14 protein-coding genes are annotated in these 17,075 nt (G+C 70.9%); 7 read left to right on the top strand and 7 right to left on the bottom strand.

Annotation, left to right across the window (positions count from 1 at the left end):
• Positions 1 to 11: 11 nt before the first annotated feature.
• Positions 12 to 728 (top strand): DUF4191 domain-containing protein, encoded by a 717-nt coding sequence (locus IRQ30_RS04115; RefSeq protein WP_193607793.1) that lies wholly within the window; start codon positions 12 to 14, stop codon positions 726 to 728.
• Positions 729 to 872: 144 nt separating this feature from the next.
• Here the strand turns inward: IRQ30_RS04115 and IRQ30_RS04110 are convergent, their stop codons facing one another.
• A complete protein-coding gene (locus tag IRQ30_RS04110; RefSeq protein WP_193611759.1) occupies positions 873 to 1,709 on the bottom strand; it encodes a LolA family protein in 837 nt (278 codons plus the stop codon).
• A 79-nt stretch (positions 1,710 to 1,788) separates the two neighbouring features.
• Complete coding sequence (locus tag IRQ30_RS04105) at positions 1,789 to 2,202, bottom strand: RDD family protein (protein WP_193611758.1); 414 nt, start codon at positions 2,200 to 2,202, stop codon at positions 1,789 to 1,791.
• Between the two features lie 209 nt (positions 2,203 to 2,411).
• Between IRQ30_RS04105 and glnA the strand changes: the two genes are divergently transcribed.
• Positions 2,412 to 3,836, top strand: coding sequence for a type I glutamate--ammonia ligase (gene glnA, locus IRQ30_RS04100; protein WP_193607796.1), 1,425 nt, complete (start codon positions 2,412 to 2,414; stop codon positions 3,834 to 3,836).
• Positions 3,837 to 4,005: 169 nt separating this feature from the next.
• Here the strand turns inward: glnA and IRQ30_RS04095 are convergent, their stop codons facing one another.
• The 5 genes from IRQ30_RS04095 to IRQ30_RS04075 form a co-directional block, all read right to left on the bottom strand.
• Complete coding sequence (locus IRQ30_RS04095; protein WP_193611757.1) at positions 4,006 to 4,782, bottom strand: SDR family oxidoreductase; 777 nt, start codon at positions 4,780 to 4,782, stop codon at positions 4,006 to 4,008.
• 43 nt (positions 4,783 to 4,825) lie between these two features.
• Complete coding sequence (locus tag IRQ30_RS04090) at positions 4,826 to 5,578, bottom strand: SDR family NAD(P)-dependent oxidoreductase (RefSeq protein WP_193611756.1); 753 nt, start codon at positions 5,576 to 5,578, stop codon at positions 4,826 to 4,828.
• Between the two features lie 101 nt (positions 5,579 to 5,679).
• A complete protein-coding gene (locus IRQ30_RS04085; RefSeq protein ID WP_227466945.1) occupies positions 5,680 to 6,678 on the bottom strand; it encodes a DUF5996 family protein in 999 nt (332 codons plus the stop codon).
• Between the two features lie 25 nt (positions 6,679 to 6,703).
• Entirely contained in the window at positions 6,704 to 7,441 is a 738-nt protein-coding gene (locus IRQ30_RS04080; RefSeq protein WP_338089566.1) for a flavodoxin family protein, read from the bottom strand.
• The gene (locus tag IRQ30_RS04075; protein WP_338089565.1) at positions 7,438 to 7,749 is read right to left on the bottom strand and encodes a GNAT family N-acetyltransferase; all 312 of its coding nucleotides are present in this window, start codon (positions 7,747 to 7,749) and stop codon (positions 7,438 to 7,440) included. Before IRQ30_RS04075 ends, IRQ30_RS04080 begins: the two co-directional genes overlap by 4 nt.
• Before the next feature lie 334 nt (positions 7,750 to 8,083).
• On the opposite strand from IRQ30_RS04075, the gene IRQ30_RS04070 reads away from it, so the two are divergent.
• The 5 genes from IRQ30_RS04070 to gcvPB all read left to right on the top strand — a co-directional run bounded on the left by IRQ30_RS04070 (position 8,084) and on the right by gcvPB (position 17,072).
• Positions 8,084 to 9,703: a DEAD/DEAH box helicase gene (locus tag IRQ30_RS04070; RefSeq protein ID WP_193611754.1), complete on the top strand. Its 1,620-nt coding sequence runs from the start codon at positions 8,084 to 8,086 to the stop codon at positions 9,701 to 9,703.
• 153 nt (positions 9,704 to 9,856) lie between these two features.
• Positions 9,857 to 12,613 carry an AAA family ATPase gene (locus IRQ30_RS24085; RefSeq protein WP_338089564.1) on the top strand — a complete coding sequence of 919 codons (2,757 nt, stop codon included), beginning with the start codon at positions 9,857 to 9,859 and terminating at the stop codon, positions 12,611 to 12,613.
• A 330-nt stretch (positions 12,614 to 12,943) separates the two neighbouring features.
• Complete coding sequence (locus IRQ30_RS04060; protein WP_338089563.1) at positions 12,944 to 14,089, top strand: ATP-NAD kinase family protein; 1,146 nt, start codon at positions 12,944 to 12,946, stop codon at positions 14,087 to 14,089.
• A 35-nt stretch (positions 14,090 to 14,124) separates the two neighbouring features.
• Positions 14,125 to 15,525 carry an aminomethyl-transferring glycine dehydrogenase subunit GcvPA gene (gene gcvPA / locus IRQ30_RS04055; RefSeq protein ID WP_338089562.1) on the top strand — a complete coding sequence of 467 codons (1,401 nt, stop codon included), beginning with the start codon at positions 14,125 to 14,127 and terminating at the stop codon, positions 15,523 to 15,525.
• Positions 15,525 to 17,072 (top strand): aminomethyl-transferring glycine dehydrogenase subunit GcvPB, encoded by a 1,548-nt coding sequence (gene gcvPB / locus IRQ30_RS04050; protein WP_193611753.1) that lies wholly within the window; start codon positions 15,525 to 15,527, stop codon positions 17,070 to 17,072. The genes gcvPA and gcvPB overlap by 1 nt, the downstream gene beginning before the upstream one ends.
• Positions 17,073 to 17,075: the final 3 nt, after the last annotated feature.

Here is a 17,075-nt window from a genome sequence, read left to right as displayed (position 1 = left end):
GCTCCACAGCCATGGCCAAGAAGGACACGCCCACCGATCCCGCCGACATGAACCGTCGTCAGCAGATCGTCGCCACCTACCGGATGACGAAGCAGACCGACAAGCGGATCGGGCTGTGGCTGCTCGGGTCGTTCCTGCTGTTCGGTGCGGTGGGCTTCGCGCTGTTCTACGTGCTGCCCGGCGAGGGCGTCGTGCAGTGGATCATGTCGGTCGTCGGCGCGCTGCTCTTCGGCCTGCTCGGCGCGATGATCGTGTTCTCCCGCCGCGCGCAGCGCACGGCCTACGACCGCATGGCCGGGCAGCCCGGTGCCGCCGCGAGCGCCCTGACGATGCTCAAGCGCGGCTGGAAGACCGACCCCGTGATCGCGTTCAACAAGCAGCAGGACGTCGTGCACCGCGTGGTGGGCCCTCCGGGCATCGTGCTCGTCGCCGAGGGCAACCAGCACCGCGTCCGCCAGATCCTCACCTCCGAGCGGCGCAAGCACGAGCGCGTCGCGGCCGAGACCCCGATCCACGAGGTCGTCGTGGGCGACGGCGAGGGCCAGGTGCCGCTGGCCAAGCTGGTGCGCCACGTCCAGAAGCTCGGCCGTCAGGTCAAGCCCGCCGAGCTGACCGACGTCCTCAACCGGATCAAGGCCCTCGACGCCAACCGCTCCGCGATCCCCATGCCGAAGGGCCCCGTGCCCACGAGCATGAAGGGCATGCGCGGCAACATGCGCGGCCGCTGAGCCTCTGCTGCTCGCCCGAGGGGTTTCGAGACGGTTGCTGCGCAACCTCCTCAACCCCCGAGGCTGCGCAACCTCCTCAACCCCCGACGCTGCACCACCTGCTCAACCCCCGGGGGCGTGCCCCCGGGGGCTTCGAGCGGCGACCTACTGGATCTGCGAGGCCGGGGGCGCCTTGATGTCGACAGGCTCGCCCCAGTTGTCGTAGCTGGCGGTCATCTCGCCGCCCAGCTCACCGAGGTCGGCGACCATCTTGCGGAAGTACCCCTCGTCGTCGAAGAACAGCTCGTAGGTGAACGACGGCGGGAGCGAGCCCTCGGGCAGCGAGGTGGTGTCGGCGTCCTGCGCCTCCAGCAGCGTCGCCGAGTCCAGCACGATGCTGTAGTGCTCGAGGCCGTCCTCCTCGCCGACGTACGTGGCGCCGGTGATGGCCTTCTCCATGGTGTCGAACTGCGAGCGGATGTCGAGCTGGTCGCCCAGGCTCGACAGCGGGTTGCTCGGGTCGTCGAGCGACGTGGAGGTGTACTTCTCGGTGCCGGGGTTCTGCTGGTACAGCGTGTTGTCGACCAGCACCATCTTGATCGGCTGCATCTCGCCGACGTTGATGGACATGCTCATGGCCGTGGGCGTCTGGGTGAAGTCGGCCTGGCCATCGGCCTCGTAGGCCGCCGCGCCCTCGATGTTCATCGTGAACGTCGCGGTGCTGGCCTCCTCGAACGCCGCGGCGAAGATGCCGACCATCTCGGAGGCCTCGACCTCCTCGCCGGCGGTGGGCTCGGCCTCCTCCGTCGACTCCTCGGTGGGCTCGTCGGTCGCGCCGTCGGTCGGCTCCTCGGAGCCGCCCATGCGGTCGAACGCCGACGTGCCGCCGCCGGAGCCGGAGTCGTCACCGCTCTCGTCGTCTCCCCCGCACGCGGCGAGCGAGGTGAGGGCCAGGGACAGGACCGCGGCGGAGGCGGTCCGGCGGAAGAGGGAGCGGGACATGTCGTGCCTTTCGGGAGGGGTGAGGCAGAGGAGCGGGTGGTCAGGCTGGGTGGTCAGGCTGGGTGTTCAGGCTGGGTGGTCAGGCGGGGCCGGGGCGCAGGCCGCGGAACGTCTGCAGCGTGACCGTCACCGTTCCCGCCACGAGGTCGTGCAAACCGCGACCGTCGGCGCGGTAGACCAGGGGCGGGATCACCAGGGCGATCATCGCCTGGCGCAGGAGCGCCTTGAACGGGTTGAGGGGGCGCAGCCGGCCGTCGGCGGGGACCACGCGCAGCCGCGTGGCGAGCTTGCCGAACGAGCCGCCGAGCAGCCAGGTGAAGAGCGCCGACTCCACGACGTACACGAGCAGGACGTAGAGCTGGGCGTTGCTGCCGGTCTCGCCGTAGGCGTCGAGACCCACGAAGGCGATGACCGCGAGGGTCGAGGCGAACCAGTCGACGAACAGCGCGAGCACGCGCCGGGGCCAGGACGCGCTCTCCAGCGGCGGTGTCATCAGGTCGTCCTCACCCCCGCAGGCTATCGAGCCGTCGGTCGGCAACCGCCTACCGGCCACCTGTTACATCCCCGAAACGAAACCGATACGGTCGAGAAATGGCCCGTTCGTAGGTTCGGGTCACCCCTCGGTGCAATGTGGCTCCGGGGTGTCCACATCTGCTTGCTTTTGCCGGCTGTCCCGTCGAGGGTCGCAGCCAAGGAGGACGAATGTTCCAGAACAGCGACGAGCTGCTCGCCTACATCAAGGACGAACGCGTCGAGATGGTCGACGTCCGCTTCTGTGACCTGCCGGGCGTCATGCAGCACTTCACGGTGCCGGTGTCGTCGTTCGACCAGTCCGTCTTCGAGGACGGGCTGAACTTCGACGGCTCCTCGATCCGTGGCTTCCAGGCCATCCACGAGTCCGACATGTCGCTGTTCCCGGACCCGACCACCGCCTACATCGACCCGTTCCGCGTCGCCAAGACGCTGGTGGTCAACTTCTTCATCCACGACCCGCTCACGGGCGAGCCCTACTCGCGCGACCCGCGCAACATCGCCAAGAAGGCCATGGCCTACCTCGGCACCACCGGCATCGGCGACACCGCGTTCTTCGCGCCGGAGGCGGAGTTCTACGTCTTCGACAACGTGCGCTTCGAGACCAAGGCCAACGCCGGCTACTACGAGATCAACTCCTCGGCCGGCGCCTGGAACACCGGTGACGCCTTCGAGAACGACAACCGCGGCTACAAGGTCAAGTACAAGGGCGGCTACTTCCCCGTCGCGCCCACCGACCACTTCGGCGAGCTGCGCGACGAGATGGTCATCGAGCTGGAGCGCGCCGGCCTGCAGGTCGAGCGTGCGCACCACGAGGTCGGCACCGCCGGCCAGGCGGAGATCAACTACCGCTTCGACGAGCTGCTCAAGGCCGCCGACGACGTCATGAAGTTCAAGTACATCATCAAGAACACCGCGTGGCGCAACGGCAAGACCGCGACGTTCATGCCGAAGCCGATCTTCGGCGACAACGGCTCGGGCATGCACGTGCACCAGTCGATCTGGAACAACGGCGAGCCGCTGTTCTACGACGAGACCGGCTACGGCGGCCTCTCGGACATGGCGCGCTACTACATCGGCGGCATCCTCAAGCACGCCCCGTCGCTGCTGGCGTTCACGAACCCGACCGTCAACTCCTACCACCGCCTGGTGCCGGGCTTCGAGGCTCCGATCTCGCTGGTCTACTCCCAGCGCAACCGCTCGGCCTGCGTCCGGATCCCGATCACGGGCTCCAACCCCAAGGCCAAGCGCATCGAGTTCCGGTGCCCCGACCCGTCGGCCAACCCCTACCTCGCCTTCTCGGCGTTGCTGCTGGCCGGCCTCGACGGCATCAAGAACAAGATCGAGCCGCCCGCCCCGATCGACAAGGACATCTACGAGCTCCCGCCCGACGAGATGGCCGACATCGACCAGGTCCCCACCTCGCTGGGCGCCGTCCTCGACTCGCTCGAGGCCGACCACGAGTTCCTGACGGCCGGCAACGTCTTCACGCCCGACCTGATCGAGACCTGGATCGACTACAAGCGGACCCAGGAGATCCTGCCCGTGCAGATGCGCCCGCACCCGCACGAGTTCGAGCTCTACTACGACATCTAGCCTGGAGTGGCTCGCTGACGAGGTACGACGCCGTCAGCGGGCCTCGCTGGTCCGCAGATCGTCCGCACGAGCCGCCATCGCCCCGTCGATGGCGGCTCGTGTGCTGTCGGCAGCGTCGTCCGTGGGTCCTCCGATGCTCGTCGCCGCGGCGTGGCGGCCTCCTGGGGGTTCACCGCCCGCGCTCCTCGCTGATGGAGTTCGCTCCGTCGACCGTGATGAGCTGACCGGTGATGTAGGAGGCGCCCTCACCGGCGAGGAACGCGATCGCGTGCGCCACCTCGTCCGCGGTGCCGGACCGGCCGACGGGTGTGGCCGCGCCCAACGCCCGCTCGTAGTCCGAGGCCGAGGCGGTGTCGATCCAGCCCGGGGCGACGGCGTTCACGGTGACTCCCGCTGACGCCATGTCGATCGCCGTGGCGCGCGTCAGCCCGACGACGCCGGCCTTCGCCGCGTGGTAGGCGACGTCGCCGGGGTAGGCGGCGACGGGTCCCGACACCGACGACACGTTGACGATGCGGCCGTAGCCGGCCGCCTGCATGGGTCCGGCCACCGCGCGGGTCATCAGGAACGACGTGGTCAGGTTCCGATCGAGCGAGGCACGCCAGTCGTCGAGGGACAGACCGTCGATCGCACCCGGGGCGAAGGAGTGGTCGGACACGGACGTCATCCCCGCGTTGTTGACCAGGATGTCCAGGCCGCCGAACGAGTCGGACGCGCACGCGACGACGGTGTCCGCACCAGCGGGATCGGTCAGGTCGGCGACCACCCCCTCCGCCCGGATGCCGTCGGCGCGCAGCTCGGTGACCCGCTCGAAGATGCGGTCCGTGGTCGAGGTGATCACCACCCGACTCCCCCCGGCGCCGAGCAGCCGGGCGGCCGCGAACCCGATTCCGTGGGCGCTTCCCGCGCCGGTGACGATGGCGACTCGCTGTCGCTGCGTGGTCATCGTCGACCTCTCCGTCCACGTGTCCCGCCGGGGATGTCCGAGGTCATGTCTGGTTCTCGCCTCCGTCGACGTAGAAGTTCGCGCCGACCACGTAGCTGCTCTGCTCCGAGGCCAGGAACGTCACCACGGCAGCCGCCTCCCGCGGCCGACCCATGCGTCCCTTGGGGACCGTCGCGGCCACGTGCGCCTTCATCGCCTGAGCGGTCTCCTCGTCGCCGAAGGCCGCCGTGCCGCCCGGGGTCTCGATCCAGGCCGGGGAGACCACGTTGACCCGGATGCCGCGACCCTTCAGCTCCGTCGACCAGGTCCGCGCGAAGGAGCGCACCGCTGCCTTCGATGCGGCGTACGCGCCGAAGCCCTCCATCCCGCGCTCGGCGGCGGTCGATCCGACCAGCACCACCGAGGCTCCGTCGTTGAGCAACGGCAAGGCCTTCTGCACGGTCAGGACGGTGCCCCGGACGTTGACGGCGAAGGTCCGTTCCAGGTGCGCCTCGGTGGTGTCGTGAAGCGTGGCGACCTCACCGACCCCCGCATTCGCCACCAGGACGTCGATGCCCTGCCCACGAGCTCGGACAGCCTCGTAGAGCCGGTCCAGGTCCTCGGGTCGGGAGACGTCCCCGACGATGCCCGTGGCTCGGTCTGCCCCGAGGACCTCCACCGCGGCCCTCACCTGGGCCTCGCGACGGCCGGTGACGAAGACGTGCGAGCCCTCCTCCGCCAGCTGTTCGGCCGTCGCGAGGCCGATCCCGCCGTTCCCCCCGGTCACGACCGACGTCGTTCCGATCAGCTGTCCCATGTGCTCTTCCTCCGTTGCTGGTGACGTGCAGCCTGTCGAGCCGCGCGTGTCGGATGGGCAGGACCGTTGTCCCGCCTCGGTGCTGCTCCCGGTGGGGATCGCTACGGCGCTGGAAGCGCCGTGCCCCCCTCCGGTGACCGGGACTGTCGCCCGGGGCCGGATCGATGTTGCGGCCACCGGTGCGGGTCGTCCTCCAGACGCTCCCGGTCCCAGCCGCCAAGGTCGGCGGCGGCCCGGTAGGTGTCGTGAAGGAACCTCGCGACGGTCCGGTCGGGCTCCTCGGCCGCGGCCACTGCCTCGTACGGCAGCAGGAACTGACGGTTCTCGGCGCTGTAGTAGGCCGCGTCCGGGCCCACCGGGTGGTCGGCGAACCCTTCCGGCTCGGGGTAGGCGTAGGAGTAGAACGCACCTTCCTCGCCCCCGCCGGGCCAGAACCCGGCGCTGCTCAGCTCGCGCGAGTAGCCCTCGACCATCACCCAGTCGCCGCAGTTGGGGGCACCGCCGGGGTGCTCGGGCGCCGCACGCCCCGAGAACCGGGTGCACGCGAGGTCCATGGCCCCCCAGAAGAAGTGCACCGGACTGACCTTCCCGACGAAGTGTGACCGGAACTCGCCCAGCGCCCGGTCAGCGTGCACGAGCTGGCGCCAGAACAGGTGCGCCGCATCGGGGTCGTAGGTCGAGTGGTGGTGGTCCTCGGCGAACGGCGTCGCCGGGTCGACCTCGTTGGGGCGAGCATCGATCGTCGTCTCGATGCCCAGCCCGCGCAGCGCCGCCATCGTCTCGTCGTAGAAGTCGGCCACGGGTCTCGATGACAGGCCGACCAGGCGCTCCCCGCCGTCGCTGCTGCGCAGCCGCAGGCGGTGCGCCGCGAAGTCGAGCTCGAGGTCGACGAGACCGCCACGGTGCGGGATCGCGCCCGTGGTCAAGCCCCGCGGGCTGACGTAGAGCGTGACCTGCCACCAGTGGTTGAGCAGCGGGGCGTGGGCGAGCCGGACCTTGCCGATGATCTGGGTCCACATGTGCAGGGTGTCGCGGGTCTCGGTCCAGTCGTCGACCCGCAGTCGCGGCCACGCCTGGGTCGAGCCGAAGTGTGTCGTCATGGGTTTGCTCCTCCTGGCGAGATGCCTACCGGTGCTCGGGGTTGACCTGGTCGGGAGCGCAACCGGCGTCCCACTGGCTGCGCCTGTTGCCGTACGCCGGGATCCCTCCCGCGCTGCGCAGCAGCGCCGCGAGGTGCATCAGGTTGTAGGTCATGAAGGTGGTGTTGCGGTTGGTGAAGTCGTTCTCCGGGCCACCCGACCCGGGGCCGAGGTAGGACGGCCCGGGCCCGGCCGGCCCGACCCAGCCCGCGTCGGCCTGCGGCGGGATGGTGAAGCCGAGGTGCTGCAGGCTGTAGAGCACGTTCATGGCGCAGTGCTTGACGCCGTCCTCGTTGCCGGTGACCACACAGCCGCCGACGCGGCCGTAGTAGGCGTACTGCCCGGCTTCGTTGAGCGAGCTGGAGCTGCCGTAGAGCCGCTCGACCACTCGCCTCATGACCGAGCTGTTGTCGCCCAGCCAGATCGGCCCCGCGAGGACGAGGATGTCCGCGGCCAGCACCTGGTCGAGGATCCCCGGCCAGTCGTCGCAATCCTCACCGTGCTCGGTCATGTCCGGCCACAACCCGACGGCGATCTCGTGGTCGACCGCCCGGACGACGTCGACCTCGACACCGTGCTCCTCCATGATCCGCGTGCTGACACCGAGCAGCCCGTCGGTGTTGCTGGGCTCCGGCGAGCGCTTCAGGGTCGCGTTGATGACCACGGCCCTCAAGCCGTCGAACCGCGGCGGCGCAGCATCCGCACCCACGTCGAGCACGGTCACGACCGAACCGACTCATCGCCGACCGCCGGCGCGGGGGCGTTGAAGAGCAGGTCGCGATACTCGGCGTGGTGACGCAGCCAGCCGATGATGAAGGGGCAGATCACCAGCGCCTTCAGCTCGCGATCACGGACGTCGTCCAGCGCGGCGCGGGCCAGGACGCTGCCGATCCCTTGTCCCGTGTACGCCGGGGTGACCTCCGTGTGCGTCAGGACGACCAGCTCGCTGGTCTCCTGGTAGTCGACGAACCCGGCAAGGTCCGGGGACTGCGCCACAGCCTCGTACCGGTGCCTGGCGGTGTTGTTGGTCACGGTGACCTGGGTGGACATGGGTGAGCTCTCCTCGCGCATGGGACGGAAGGTCCACGGGACTCCATCGCTGGAGGCCCGGGCCTGTCACTCGAGCGTGCTGCACCGGGGGACGCCTTCGCGTCGGTGAAGATCACTGACAACGCACCGGTGGGTAGGTGCTCGCTCACCCCGACCCCAGGTCACTCGGGCGAGGCGGCGCGGTGCGCGGCGACGGTGCCGGTAGCGTCCGCGGGTGGCCAAACGTCGTCGATCCAGCGCCCACCGGGGCAGGGGGTCGGCGCGCCGGGGCGGGACCCGACCGTTGCCGGCCGCCGGGCCCGGCGAGCGGCTCTGGGTGCTCGACGTCCCCTACGGCACGCAGGTCGACGGCGCCGCCTGGCACCCGGCCGTCAAGGCCCACCTGTACGTCGGCCGCGCGGTGCCCGCGCACCTCAAGGCGTACGTCCCGGGTCCGTACACGCTCGGTCGCTTCCTCGAGGGAACCCTCAACCCCGACCCGACTCCCGCTCCCCCGGCGACCGACGAGCTCGAGCCGCGCCGGATCCAGTTCGAGGCGGCTGACGCGATCGCGGAGCGGGCGGCCGCGGGCGGGCGGCAGTTCCTGCTGGCCGACGAGCCCGGCGTGGGCAAGACGATCTCCGCGGTGCTGGGCGCGACGGCGGTGGGCGACCTCCGCGGCGCGCGACGGGTGCTCGTCGTGGCCGACCGCCCCGCCGCGATCACCATCGGGCACTGGTGTCGCACGATCGCGGCGCTGGGCGACGGGGGCCTCGAGTGGGTCGTGATCACCTGGGACCGGCTCGACAAGGTCACCGACCACGCGTGGGACGTGATCATCGCGGACGAGGCCCACGCGCTGCGACGTACGACGACGAAGCGGTGGAAGCTGTGGGCCAGGATCTCGGGGCACGGCAAGCCCCACGACCGGGCGCCGTTCGTCATCGCGACGACCGCGACGCCCGGGCACACCCCCCTCGAGCTGCCGTACCTCGCTCCCGCCTACGCGCAGACGCTCGGGGAGCCGATGAGGCAGTGGACGTCGGCGACGAAGCCCGAGGTCGCGTTCGCCGCCGCGCTCGAGCGTCACGGTGTCGGGGTGGAGCAGGGACGCTACGGCGCGACGTGGACCACCGACCCCGCGCGACGCGCCGCGGACCTGAAGCTGGTGCGCGGCTGGCTCGCCGACGTGCGTCCCCCGGCGATGCTGCACCGCGCCGCGCCGTGGGGGCCGGTCCCGATCTCCGGCATGCCGGTGACGCTCACGCCGGCGGAGCGGACGGCGTACGAGGCCGAGTGGGGCGAGTTCTGCCGGGAGATGGACCTCGCGCGCCGCGGGCGCAACGTCGCCAAGGGACGGGCCGCGCTGCTGCGCTTCCGGCAGAAGGCCGCGCTCATCCGGGTCGACTCGACGGTCGCGTGGATCGGCCAGCAGGTCGAGTCCGAGCGCCAGGTGGCCTGCTCGGTGGAGTTCGTCTCGACCGCCGCCGACCCCATCGCCGACCGGCTGCGCGACTCCGGGATCGAGGTGGCCACGATCTACGGACGCGACCGGTTCGACGTCGAGGCCGAGCGGCTCCGGTTCCAGACCGGCGAGGCGAAGGTCTGCGTGTTCACCACGGTCGCCTCGATCAGCCTCCACGCCGGCGAGACGCTCGCCGACGGACGCCGGGCGAGCACCGAGCCGCGGGTGGGCGTCTTCCACCAGGCGCGCTTCTCCGGCATCGCGGCACGGCAGGTGACCGGCCGGACCCACCGCGACCACCAGGTCTCGCCCTGGCAGGTCGCGTACGCCGAGGGCACGGTCGAGGAGCAGGTCGGCCGCGTGATGGTGGAGCGGATCGCCGCCGCCTCCGACACGGTCGGGGGCGACACGACCGGCCTCACCGACCTCGCTCGCCTGCTCGGAGCCGACTGGCTGCCTCCCGCTGCGCTGCAGGGCGGCGACGGCACCTGAGATCGGTGACGCGTGGCGCAGCCCGGGGTGCCTGACTCACCTGTCGGTGGTGGCTCCGGCGAGCCGTGGACGGCGCTGGAGGCTGGTGCGGGGTTGAGGGAGGATGACCCTGTTGTGTGAACACACCTCGACCCGGTCTGGAGTGGGAGTGACGTGGCGGAGCTCGTGGGGCGGCATGCGGAGCGGGCCGCCATCCAGCAGCTGCTCGCTGCAGCCAGCGCCGGGAGCAGCGGCACGCTGGTGATCCGTGGGCAGGCGGGCATCGGCAAGACCGCGCTGCTGCACCACGCCCAGGAGACGGCGATCCCTCTGGGGTTCAGCCTGACCTGGTGCACCGGGGCGGAGTCCGAGAGCCAGTTCGCCTTCGCGGGCCTGCACCAGCTCTGCGCTCCGCTGCTCGACAAGGCAGGAGCTCTCACCGCACCGCAGGAGGACGCCCTCGGCGTGGCTCTGGGCCGCCGCGAGGGGCCCGCGCCCAACGGCTTCCTGGTAGGACTGGCGACGCTCAACCTGCTGGCAGAAGCCGCCGAGGAGGCACCACTGCTCTGCGTCATCGACGATGCGCAGTGGCTGGACACCGCGTCGGCCCAGGTCCTGGCCTTTGTTGCTCGACGGCTGGGGGCCGAGCGCGTGGCGATGGTGTTCGCCCTGCGCGAGGTGACGGCCGGCGAGGTCGACGTCCTCGCCGGGCTACCACTCAGCCTCGAGCTGGGGGGCCTCGAGGAGAGCGACGCGCGCACACTGCTGGACGGCGGTGTCCATGCACCCGTGGACGACTTCGTGCGCGACCGGATCGTGGCCGAGGCACGCGGCAACCCCCTGGCGTTGCTGGAGCTGCCGCGCAGCGCCCGGCTCACGCAGCTGGCGGGCGGGTTCGAGCTGCCGGACGCCCTCAGCGTTCCTCGCCGGATCGAGGACGGCTTCCAACGTCACTCGGCGGCGTTCTCCCCGGACACCCAGCTCTTGCTGCTGCTCGCCGCGGCCGACCCGACGGGAGACGCCTCGCTGCTGTGGCGTGCCGCCGGACGGCTGGAGATCCCCCAGGAGGCGGTGGAGCCGGCGGAGTCCTCGGGGCTCGTGGAGATCGACACCCGGGTGCGGTTCCGACATCCGCTGGTCCGCTCGGCGGTCTATCGCGCCGCCACTCCCGCGAACCGCCGCCGAGCCCATGGCGCCCTGGCCGAGGAGACCGATGCCGCGACGGACCCCGACCGGCGCGCCTGGCACCGGGCGCACGCGGTCTACGGAGCCGACGAGGAGGCGGCCGCCGACCTGGAGCGCACCGCTGGCCGGACGCGCGCGCGTGGAGGGGTCGCAGCCGCCGCCGCCTTCCTGCACCAAGCAGTGGGCCTGACCCCCGACTCGACTGCTCGTGCCACCCGGGCGCTGGCGGCCGCGCACGCCAAGCACGACGCGGGTTCGTCCAGGGCAGCGCAGGACCTGGCGGCCATCGCGGAGATCGGCCCCCTTGACGACTGGCAGCGCGCCCGCCTCGAGCTGCTCCGCGCTCGGATCGCCTTCAACCTGACGCAGGCGCCCGAGGTGCCGTGGATGCTGCTGGACGCGGCAGCGGCGCTCGCCCCGATGGACGCGGGCCTGGCTCGGGAGACCTACCTGCACGCGTTGGACGCGGTGCTGCTCATCGGCGGCGGCGACAGGGGCGGGGTGCTCGACGTGGCCGCCGTCGCCCTCGCCGCACCCGCCGCTCCCGCGCCCCTCCGGCCGAGCGACCTGCTGCTCGACGGTCTGGTCACGACCTTCACCCGAGGCTACGTCGCCGGGTTCCCGGACGTGCGGCGCGCGCTGGAGGCCTTCCGCGATCGTGGGGTGGACGGCGAGGCGCTGGGTGAGATGGGGAGTCGCCGCTGGCTCTCGTTGGCGACCCGCGTGGCCGTCGGGATCTATGAGGACGACCTGGCGTGCGCGCTGGCCGAGCGCAACGTCGAGCTCGCTCGCGAGGCGGGTGCGCTGGCCACGCTCCCCCAGGCGCTCGCGGCCCTGTCCGCCATGCTGGTGCTCACGGGTGACCTTCCGCAGGCTGCCGAGCTGGCCGCCGAAGGCAGTGCCATCACGCTGGCCACCGGTGCCGCGCCGGTGCGTTTCGCACAGCTCTTCCTGCACGCGTGGCGCGGCCACGAGGCCGAGACCGCCCAGCTGTTCGCCGACAGCACCCAGCGAGCGCACGAGGGCGGCGCGGACGCCACGCTCGCCGCCTACGCCCTGGCGGTGCTGTACAACGGGCTGGGCAAGTACCCGGAGGCCCAGGACGCCGCCATGCGAGCGCGGCAGTCCTACGAGCTGACGAACAGCAGCCGCGGCCTGGCCCTGCCCGAGCTCGTCGAGGCGGCTGTCCGAGCCGACCAGCCCGAGACCGCCACGGCGGCGCTGGACGAGCTGGTCGTGCGCACGAGCGCCAGCGGCACTCCGTTCGCCCGCGGGCTGGAGGCGCGCTCGCGTGCCCTGGTCAGCACGGGTGCGTCGGCAGAGGGCCACTACCGAGAGGCGATCGAGCAGCTTCGAGCGTGTCGCATGGTCACCTACCTCGCCCGCACCCATCTCGTCTACGGAGAGTGGCTGCGCCGCGAGGGTCGGCGGCAGGACGCTCGCGAGCAGCTGCGCACCGCTCACGAGCTGCTGACCGACATGGGCGCGGACGCCTTCGCTGAGCGCGCCGCTCGCGAGTTGCGCGCGACCGGCGAGCACCCGCGTCGACGCAGCGTGCACCCGACCAGCACCCTCACCGACCACGAGCTGCAGATCGCCCGCCTGGTCGCCACCGGAGCAACCTCCCGAGAGGTGGGTGCGCAGCTGTTCCTGAGTCCGCGCACCATCGAGTCCCACCTGCGCAACATCTTCCGCAAGCTCGGCATCAGCTCCCGCCGACAGCTCAAGGACCTCCAGCTCCCCTGACCGGCTCGGGCAGACCCGTGCGACCCGCCTTCCCCGGTCGCGCCACGTGAGCCGACCGACGGTGTGGTCGCCGTCCTGACGGTGCCAGTACCCGGCAGTGACGAGACCTGAGGACGCCAGGGACTTCTACCGACGCGAACGCGCAGCCGCCGGCCCGAGGGTGGTGGTGCGGCACCGACGAGCCACGACCGGATCGACCGGAGCCGCAGGCCACCGATCGAGTCCGCGAGGGAGAGGCACCATGCGCCACGTCTGCATCGGCCACGAGAGCAGCACCCGGACTCGCGTGACTGCCGGTGCAGTCGGGCCGTCGACCTCGGCAGTGGCGCCGTGAGCGCGTCACCCCTGCCGGAGGACGGACCCGCTCTCGGCCTCATCGTCAACCCGGTCGCGGGCATGGGCGGATCGGTGGGGCTCAAGGGAACCGACGGCCCGCGCGTCCTCGAGGAGGCGCGCCGGCGCGGCGCGACCCCCCAGGCCCAGGAGCGGGCGTACGTCGCGCTGAGCCGTCTCGCGGAGCTGGCGGCGCCCCTGCGCCTGGTGACCGGCTCCGGCGAGCTGGGCGAGACGCCGGCGCGCGAAGCCGGACTCGATCCGCTGGTGGTCCATCGACGCGAGCCGGGCATCTCCTCGGCGGCCGACACCCGCGCGCTGGCCGAGACACTGGCGTCCCGACCGGTCGACCTCATCCTCTTCGTCGGCGGCGACGGCACGGCGCGTGACGTCCTCGGCGCCGTGGGTGACGGGGTACCGATGCTCGGCGTCCCGGCGGGCGTCAAGATGCACTCGGCGGTCTTCGGCACCAACCCGAGGAACGCCGCCAACCTGGCGGCCCTCTTCCTGCAACGCAGCCCCCGGGCGCCGCTCCGCGACGCCGAGGTCATGGATCTGGACGAGGCGGCCTTCCGCGAGGACCGGGTCTCCGCCCAGCTCCACGGGTACGCCCGGAGTCCGTACGAACGACACCTCGCGCAGCATGCGAAGTCCGGCGGGCATCCGGGCGAGGACGGCTCGCTGGCGGGGGCCAGCCGGCAGGTGGCAGCGCGCATGCGACCCGGATGTCTGTACCTGCTGGGCCCGGGGACGACCACGAGGCGGGTCTCGGAGGCGCTGGGCGTGCCGTCCACGCTGCTCGGCGTCGACGCCGTCCTCGACGGTGAGTCCGTCGGTCTCGATCTCGACGAGCGGTCGTTGCTGGGACTCACGGCCGATCACGAGACCTACCTCGTCGTCGGCGTCCTGGGCGGACAGGGAAGCCTGTTCGGCCGAGGCAACCAGCAGCTCAGCGCCGCCGTGATCCGCCGAGCGGGCCGCGACCGGATCATCGTCGTCTCCTCGGTCGAGAAGCTCGCCGCGCTCGACGAGCCCGTGCTGCGCGTCGACACCGGCGACGACGACCTGGATGCGCAGCTCAGCGGCTACCTCCGGATCGTCACCGGCCACGACCGCAGCACGGTTCTCAAGATCAGCACCTGACGACCTCCCATCCCCCACAACCGAAGGAGATCCTCGTGAGAGGACGCACCGCACATCCGTACATGGCCAACTCCGTACCGGCCATCCAGCAGGAGATGCTCGACTCGATCGGCGTCGACAGCATCGACGAGCTGTTCTCGCAGATCCCCGCGGACCACCGCAGCACGCGTCCGCTGGATCTCCCGCCCGCGCTCAGCGAGGCCGAGCTCAAGCGCCACCTCGTCGGGATCCTGTCGAAGAACCGCACCTGCGAGCAGAACCTGAGCTTCCTCGGGGCGGGGGCGTGGCAGCACCACGTGCCCGCCGCCTGCGACGAGGTCGTGCGGCGCAACGAGTTCCTCACCTCGGTGTTCGGAGAGCCCAGCTCCGACCACGGCCGCAACCAGGCGTGGTTCGAGTTCAGCAGCCAGCTCGGTGAGCTCGTCGACCTCGAGCTCGTCGGCCTGCCGGTGCGCAGCTGGGGCTCCGCTGCCGGGCACGCCATGCGCATGGCCGCGCGCCTGACCGGTCGCCACGAGGTCGCCGTCGTGCGCGCGATCGACCCGGAGCGGCTCTCCGTCATCCGCAGCTACTGCGAGCCCGCCGAGATGGCCGGCCACATCGCGGTCCGTCTGATCGACTACGACCCGGCCACGGGCCTCGTCGACCTCGACGACCTGCGCGCCGCGGTGGGCCAGCAGACGGCCGCCGTCTACTTCGAGACTCCTTCCTACCTCGGCATCATCGAGCACCAGGGGGCCGAGATCGCCGCCATCGCGCGAGCGGCGGGCGCCGAGACCGTCGTCGGGGTCGACCCCATCTCGCTCGGCGTGCTCGCCTCGCCGGTCCACGTCGGCGCGGACATCGTGGTGGGCACCATCCAGCCGCTCGGAGTGCACCTGCACACCGGCGGTGGCGTGGGCGGGTTCATCGCCTCGCGCGACGAGGACCGCTACGCCCACCAGTACCCGACCCTGCTGCTCAGCATCGGCGAGACCCTGCAGGAGGGCGAGTACGGCTTCGGGCTCAGCCTGTTCGAGCAGTCCTCCTACGGACTGCGCGACAAGGGCAACGACTGGACCGGCCACTCGGTCTACATGTGGGCCATCGCCGCCACCACGTACATGGCGATGATGGGTCCCCGGGGATTCGAGGAGATCGGCGGACAGATCCTGCAGCGCGCCCACTACGCGGCGCAGCTGCTGTCCGAGGTCGAGGGGGTGAGCGTCACCTTCCCGCAGGGATTCTTCAAGGAGTTCGTCGTCAACTTCGACGAGACCGGCAGGAGCGTCGATGCCGTCAACGAGGCCCTCCGAGACGTCGCCATCTTCGGCGGCAAGGACCTGTCGGAGGACTTCCCCGAGCTGGGGCAGAGCGCCCTCTACTGCGTCACCGAGATCCACACCCAGTCCGACATCGAGCGCCTCGTCGAGGCCATCAGGAAGGTCGTCACGTGATGAGCACGCAGCCCCAGGAGTACCAGGCCCCGGTGTGGAACGAGCCGGTCATCATGGAGATGGGATACCCCGGTCGTCGCGGGGTGGTGTTCTCCGACGTCGGTCCGGACATCGAGTCCCGGGTCGGTCCCGTCGCGGACCTGGTTCCCGCCGGCGTACGCCGCCGGCAGCCGCCCGCGCTGCCGGAGCTCTCGGAGCCGGAGGTCCTCTACCACTACCTGCGCCTGTCCCAGCAGACGCTGGGCATGATGGGCGTCAGCCTCTTCGGCACCTGCACGATGAAGTACAACCCCCAGGTCAACGAGGAGCTCGCGTGGCGGCCCGAGGTGACCGAGGTGCACCCGCACCAGCACGAGGACACGATGCAGGGCACGTTGGAGATCGTGCACAACGCCGATCTCGTGCTGCGGGAGATGTCGGGGATGGACCAGTTCGTGTTCCAGGCCGGCGGCGGCGCCGAGGCGGCGTTCACGAACTGCGCCGTGGTCCGTGCCTACCACGCCTCTCGCGGCGAGCTCGAGCAGCGCGACGAGATCATCACGACCATCCAGACCCACCCGTGCAACGCCGCGACCGCTGCGGCGGCGGGGTTCAAGGTCATCACGCTGATGCTCGACGAGAACGGCTACCCGTCCCTCGACGCGCTCAAGGCCGCGGTCTCCGATCGGACGGCCGGCCTGATGGTGGGGAACCCCGACGACATGGGGGTCTACAACCCCGAGATGAAGGAGTGGGTGCGGATCGTCCACGAGGCGGGCGGCCTGTGCTTCTACGACAGCGCCAACTTCAACGGCACCATGTCGAAGATCCGCCCGCGCGAGATCGGCTTCGACGCCTGCATGTTCATGCTGCACAAGACGTTCGGTGCGCCCAAGAGCGGCGTCGGCGGCCCCGCCGTCGGTGCGTACGGCTGCTCCGCCGAGGTGGCGCCGTTCCTGCCGGCGCCGCTGGTCGTGCAAGACGGCGAGCGCTACCACCTCGACTACGACCGCCCGCAGAGCAGCGGCAAGATCCGCGAGTTCTTCGGCAACGTCCCGGTGGTGCTCAAGGCCTACGCGTGGGTCCGCTCCATGGGTGCCGAGCAGATCGCGCAGGCGTCGGACCTGTCCGTCCTCGGCAACAACTACATGGAGAAGGGGCTGCTCGCGATCCGCGGGATCACCCGCTCGCACCCTGACGCGACGTCGCCTCGGATGGAGATGACGCGCTACAGCGTGCAGACGATGAAGGAGGAAACCGGGGTCGACGTCCACGACGTCCTGAACCGCATGTCCGACTTCGGTGTGGACCCGGCGTGGACCAGCCACGAGCCCTGGCTGGTCCCCGAGCCGTTCACGCCCGAGTCGGGCGAGATGTACGGCAAGGAGGCGCTGGACCTGTGGGTCGCGGTCATGCAGCGGATCTCCGACGAGGCGTACTCCGATCCTCAGATCGTCAAGACAGCACCCCACCACCAGGCGATCCACCGGCTGAGGCCCGGGGTGATCGATGATCCCGACACGCGCGCCATGACGTGGCGAGCGTTCCGTCGCAAGACCGGCCGCTAGCGC

This window comes from Nocardioides lijunqiniae, assembly GCF_015024225.1.
Classification (GTDB): Bacteria; Actinomycetota; Actinomycetes; order Propionibacteriales; family Nocardioidaceae; genus Nocardioides; species Nocardioides lijunqiniae.
This window is presented reverse-complemented; position numbering and strand designations above follow the sequence as displayed.

Excerpts from the sequence above, each read along its gene's own strand:
- IRQ30_RS04115 (WP_193607793.1), top strand. The coding sequence starts at position 12 with ATGGCCAAGAAGGACACGCCCACCGATCCCGCCGACATGAACCGTCGT.
- IRQ30_RS04090 (WP_193611756.1), bottom strand. The coding sequence starts at position 5,578 with ATGGGACAGCTGATCGGAACGACGTCGGTCGTGACCGGGGGGAACGGC.
- IRQ30_RS04110 (WP_193611759.1), bottom strand. The coding sequence starts at position 1,709 with ATGTCCCGCTCCCTCTTCCGCCGGACCGCCTCCGCCGCGGTCCTGTCC.
- IRQ30_RS04105 (WP_193611758.1), bottom strand. The coding sequence starts at position 2,202 with ATGACACCGCCGCTGGAGAGCGCGTCCTGGCCCCGGCGCGTGCTCGCG.
- IRQ30_RS04085 (WP_227466945.1), bottom strand. The coding sequence starts at position 6,678 with ATGACGACACACTTCGGCTCGACCCAGGCGTGGCCGCGACTGCGGGTC.
- gcvPB (WP_193611753.1), top strand. The coding sequence starts at position 15,525 with ATGAGCACGCAGCCCCAGGAGTACCAGGCCCCGGTGTGGAACGAGCCG.
- glnA (WP_193607796.1), top strand. The coding sequence starts at position 2,412 with ATGTTCCAGAACAGCGACGAGCTGCTCGCCTACATCAAGGACGAACGC.
- IRQ30_RS04095 (WP_193611757.1), bottom strand. The coding sequence starts at position 4,782 with ATGACCACGCAGCGACAGCGAGTCGCCATCGTCACCGGCGCGGGAAGC.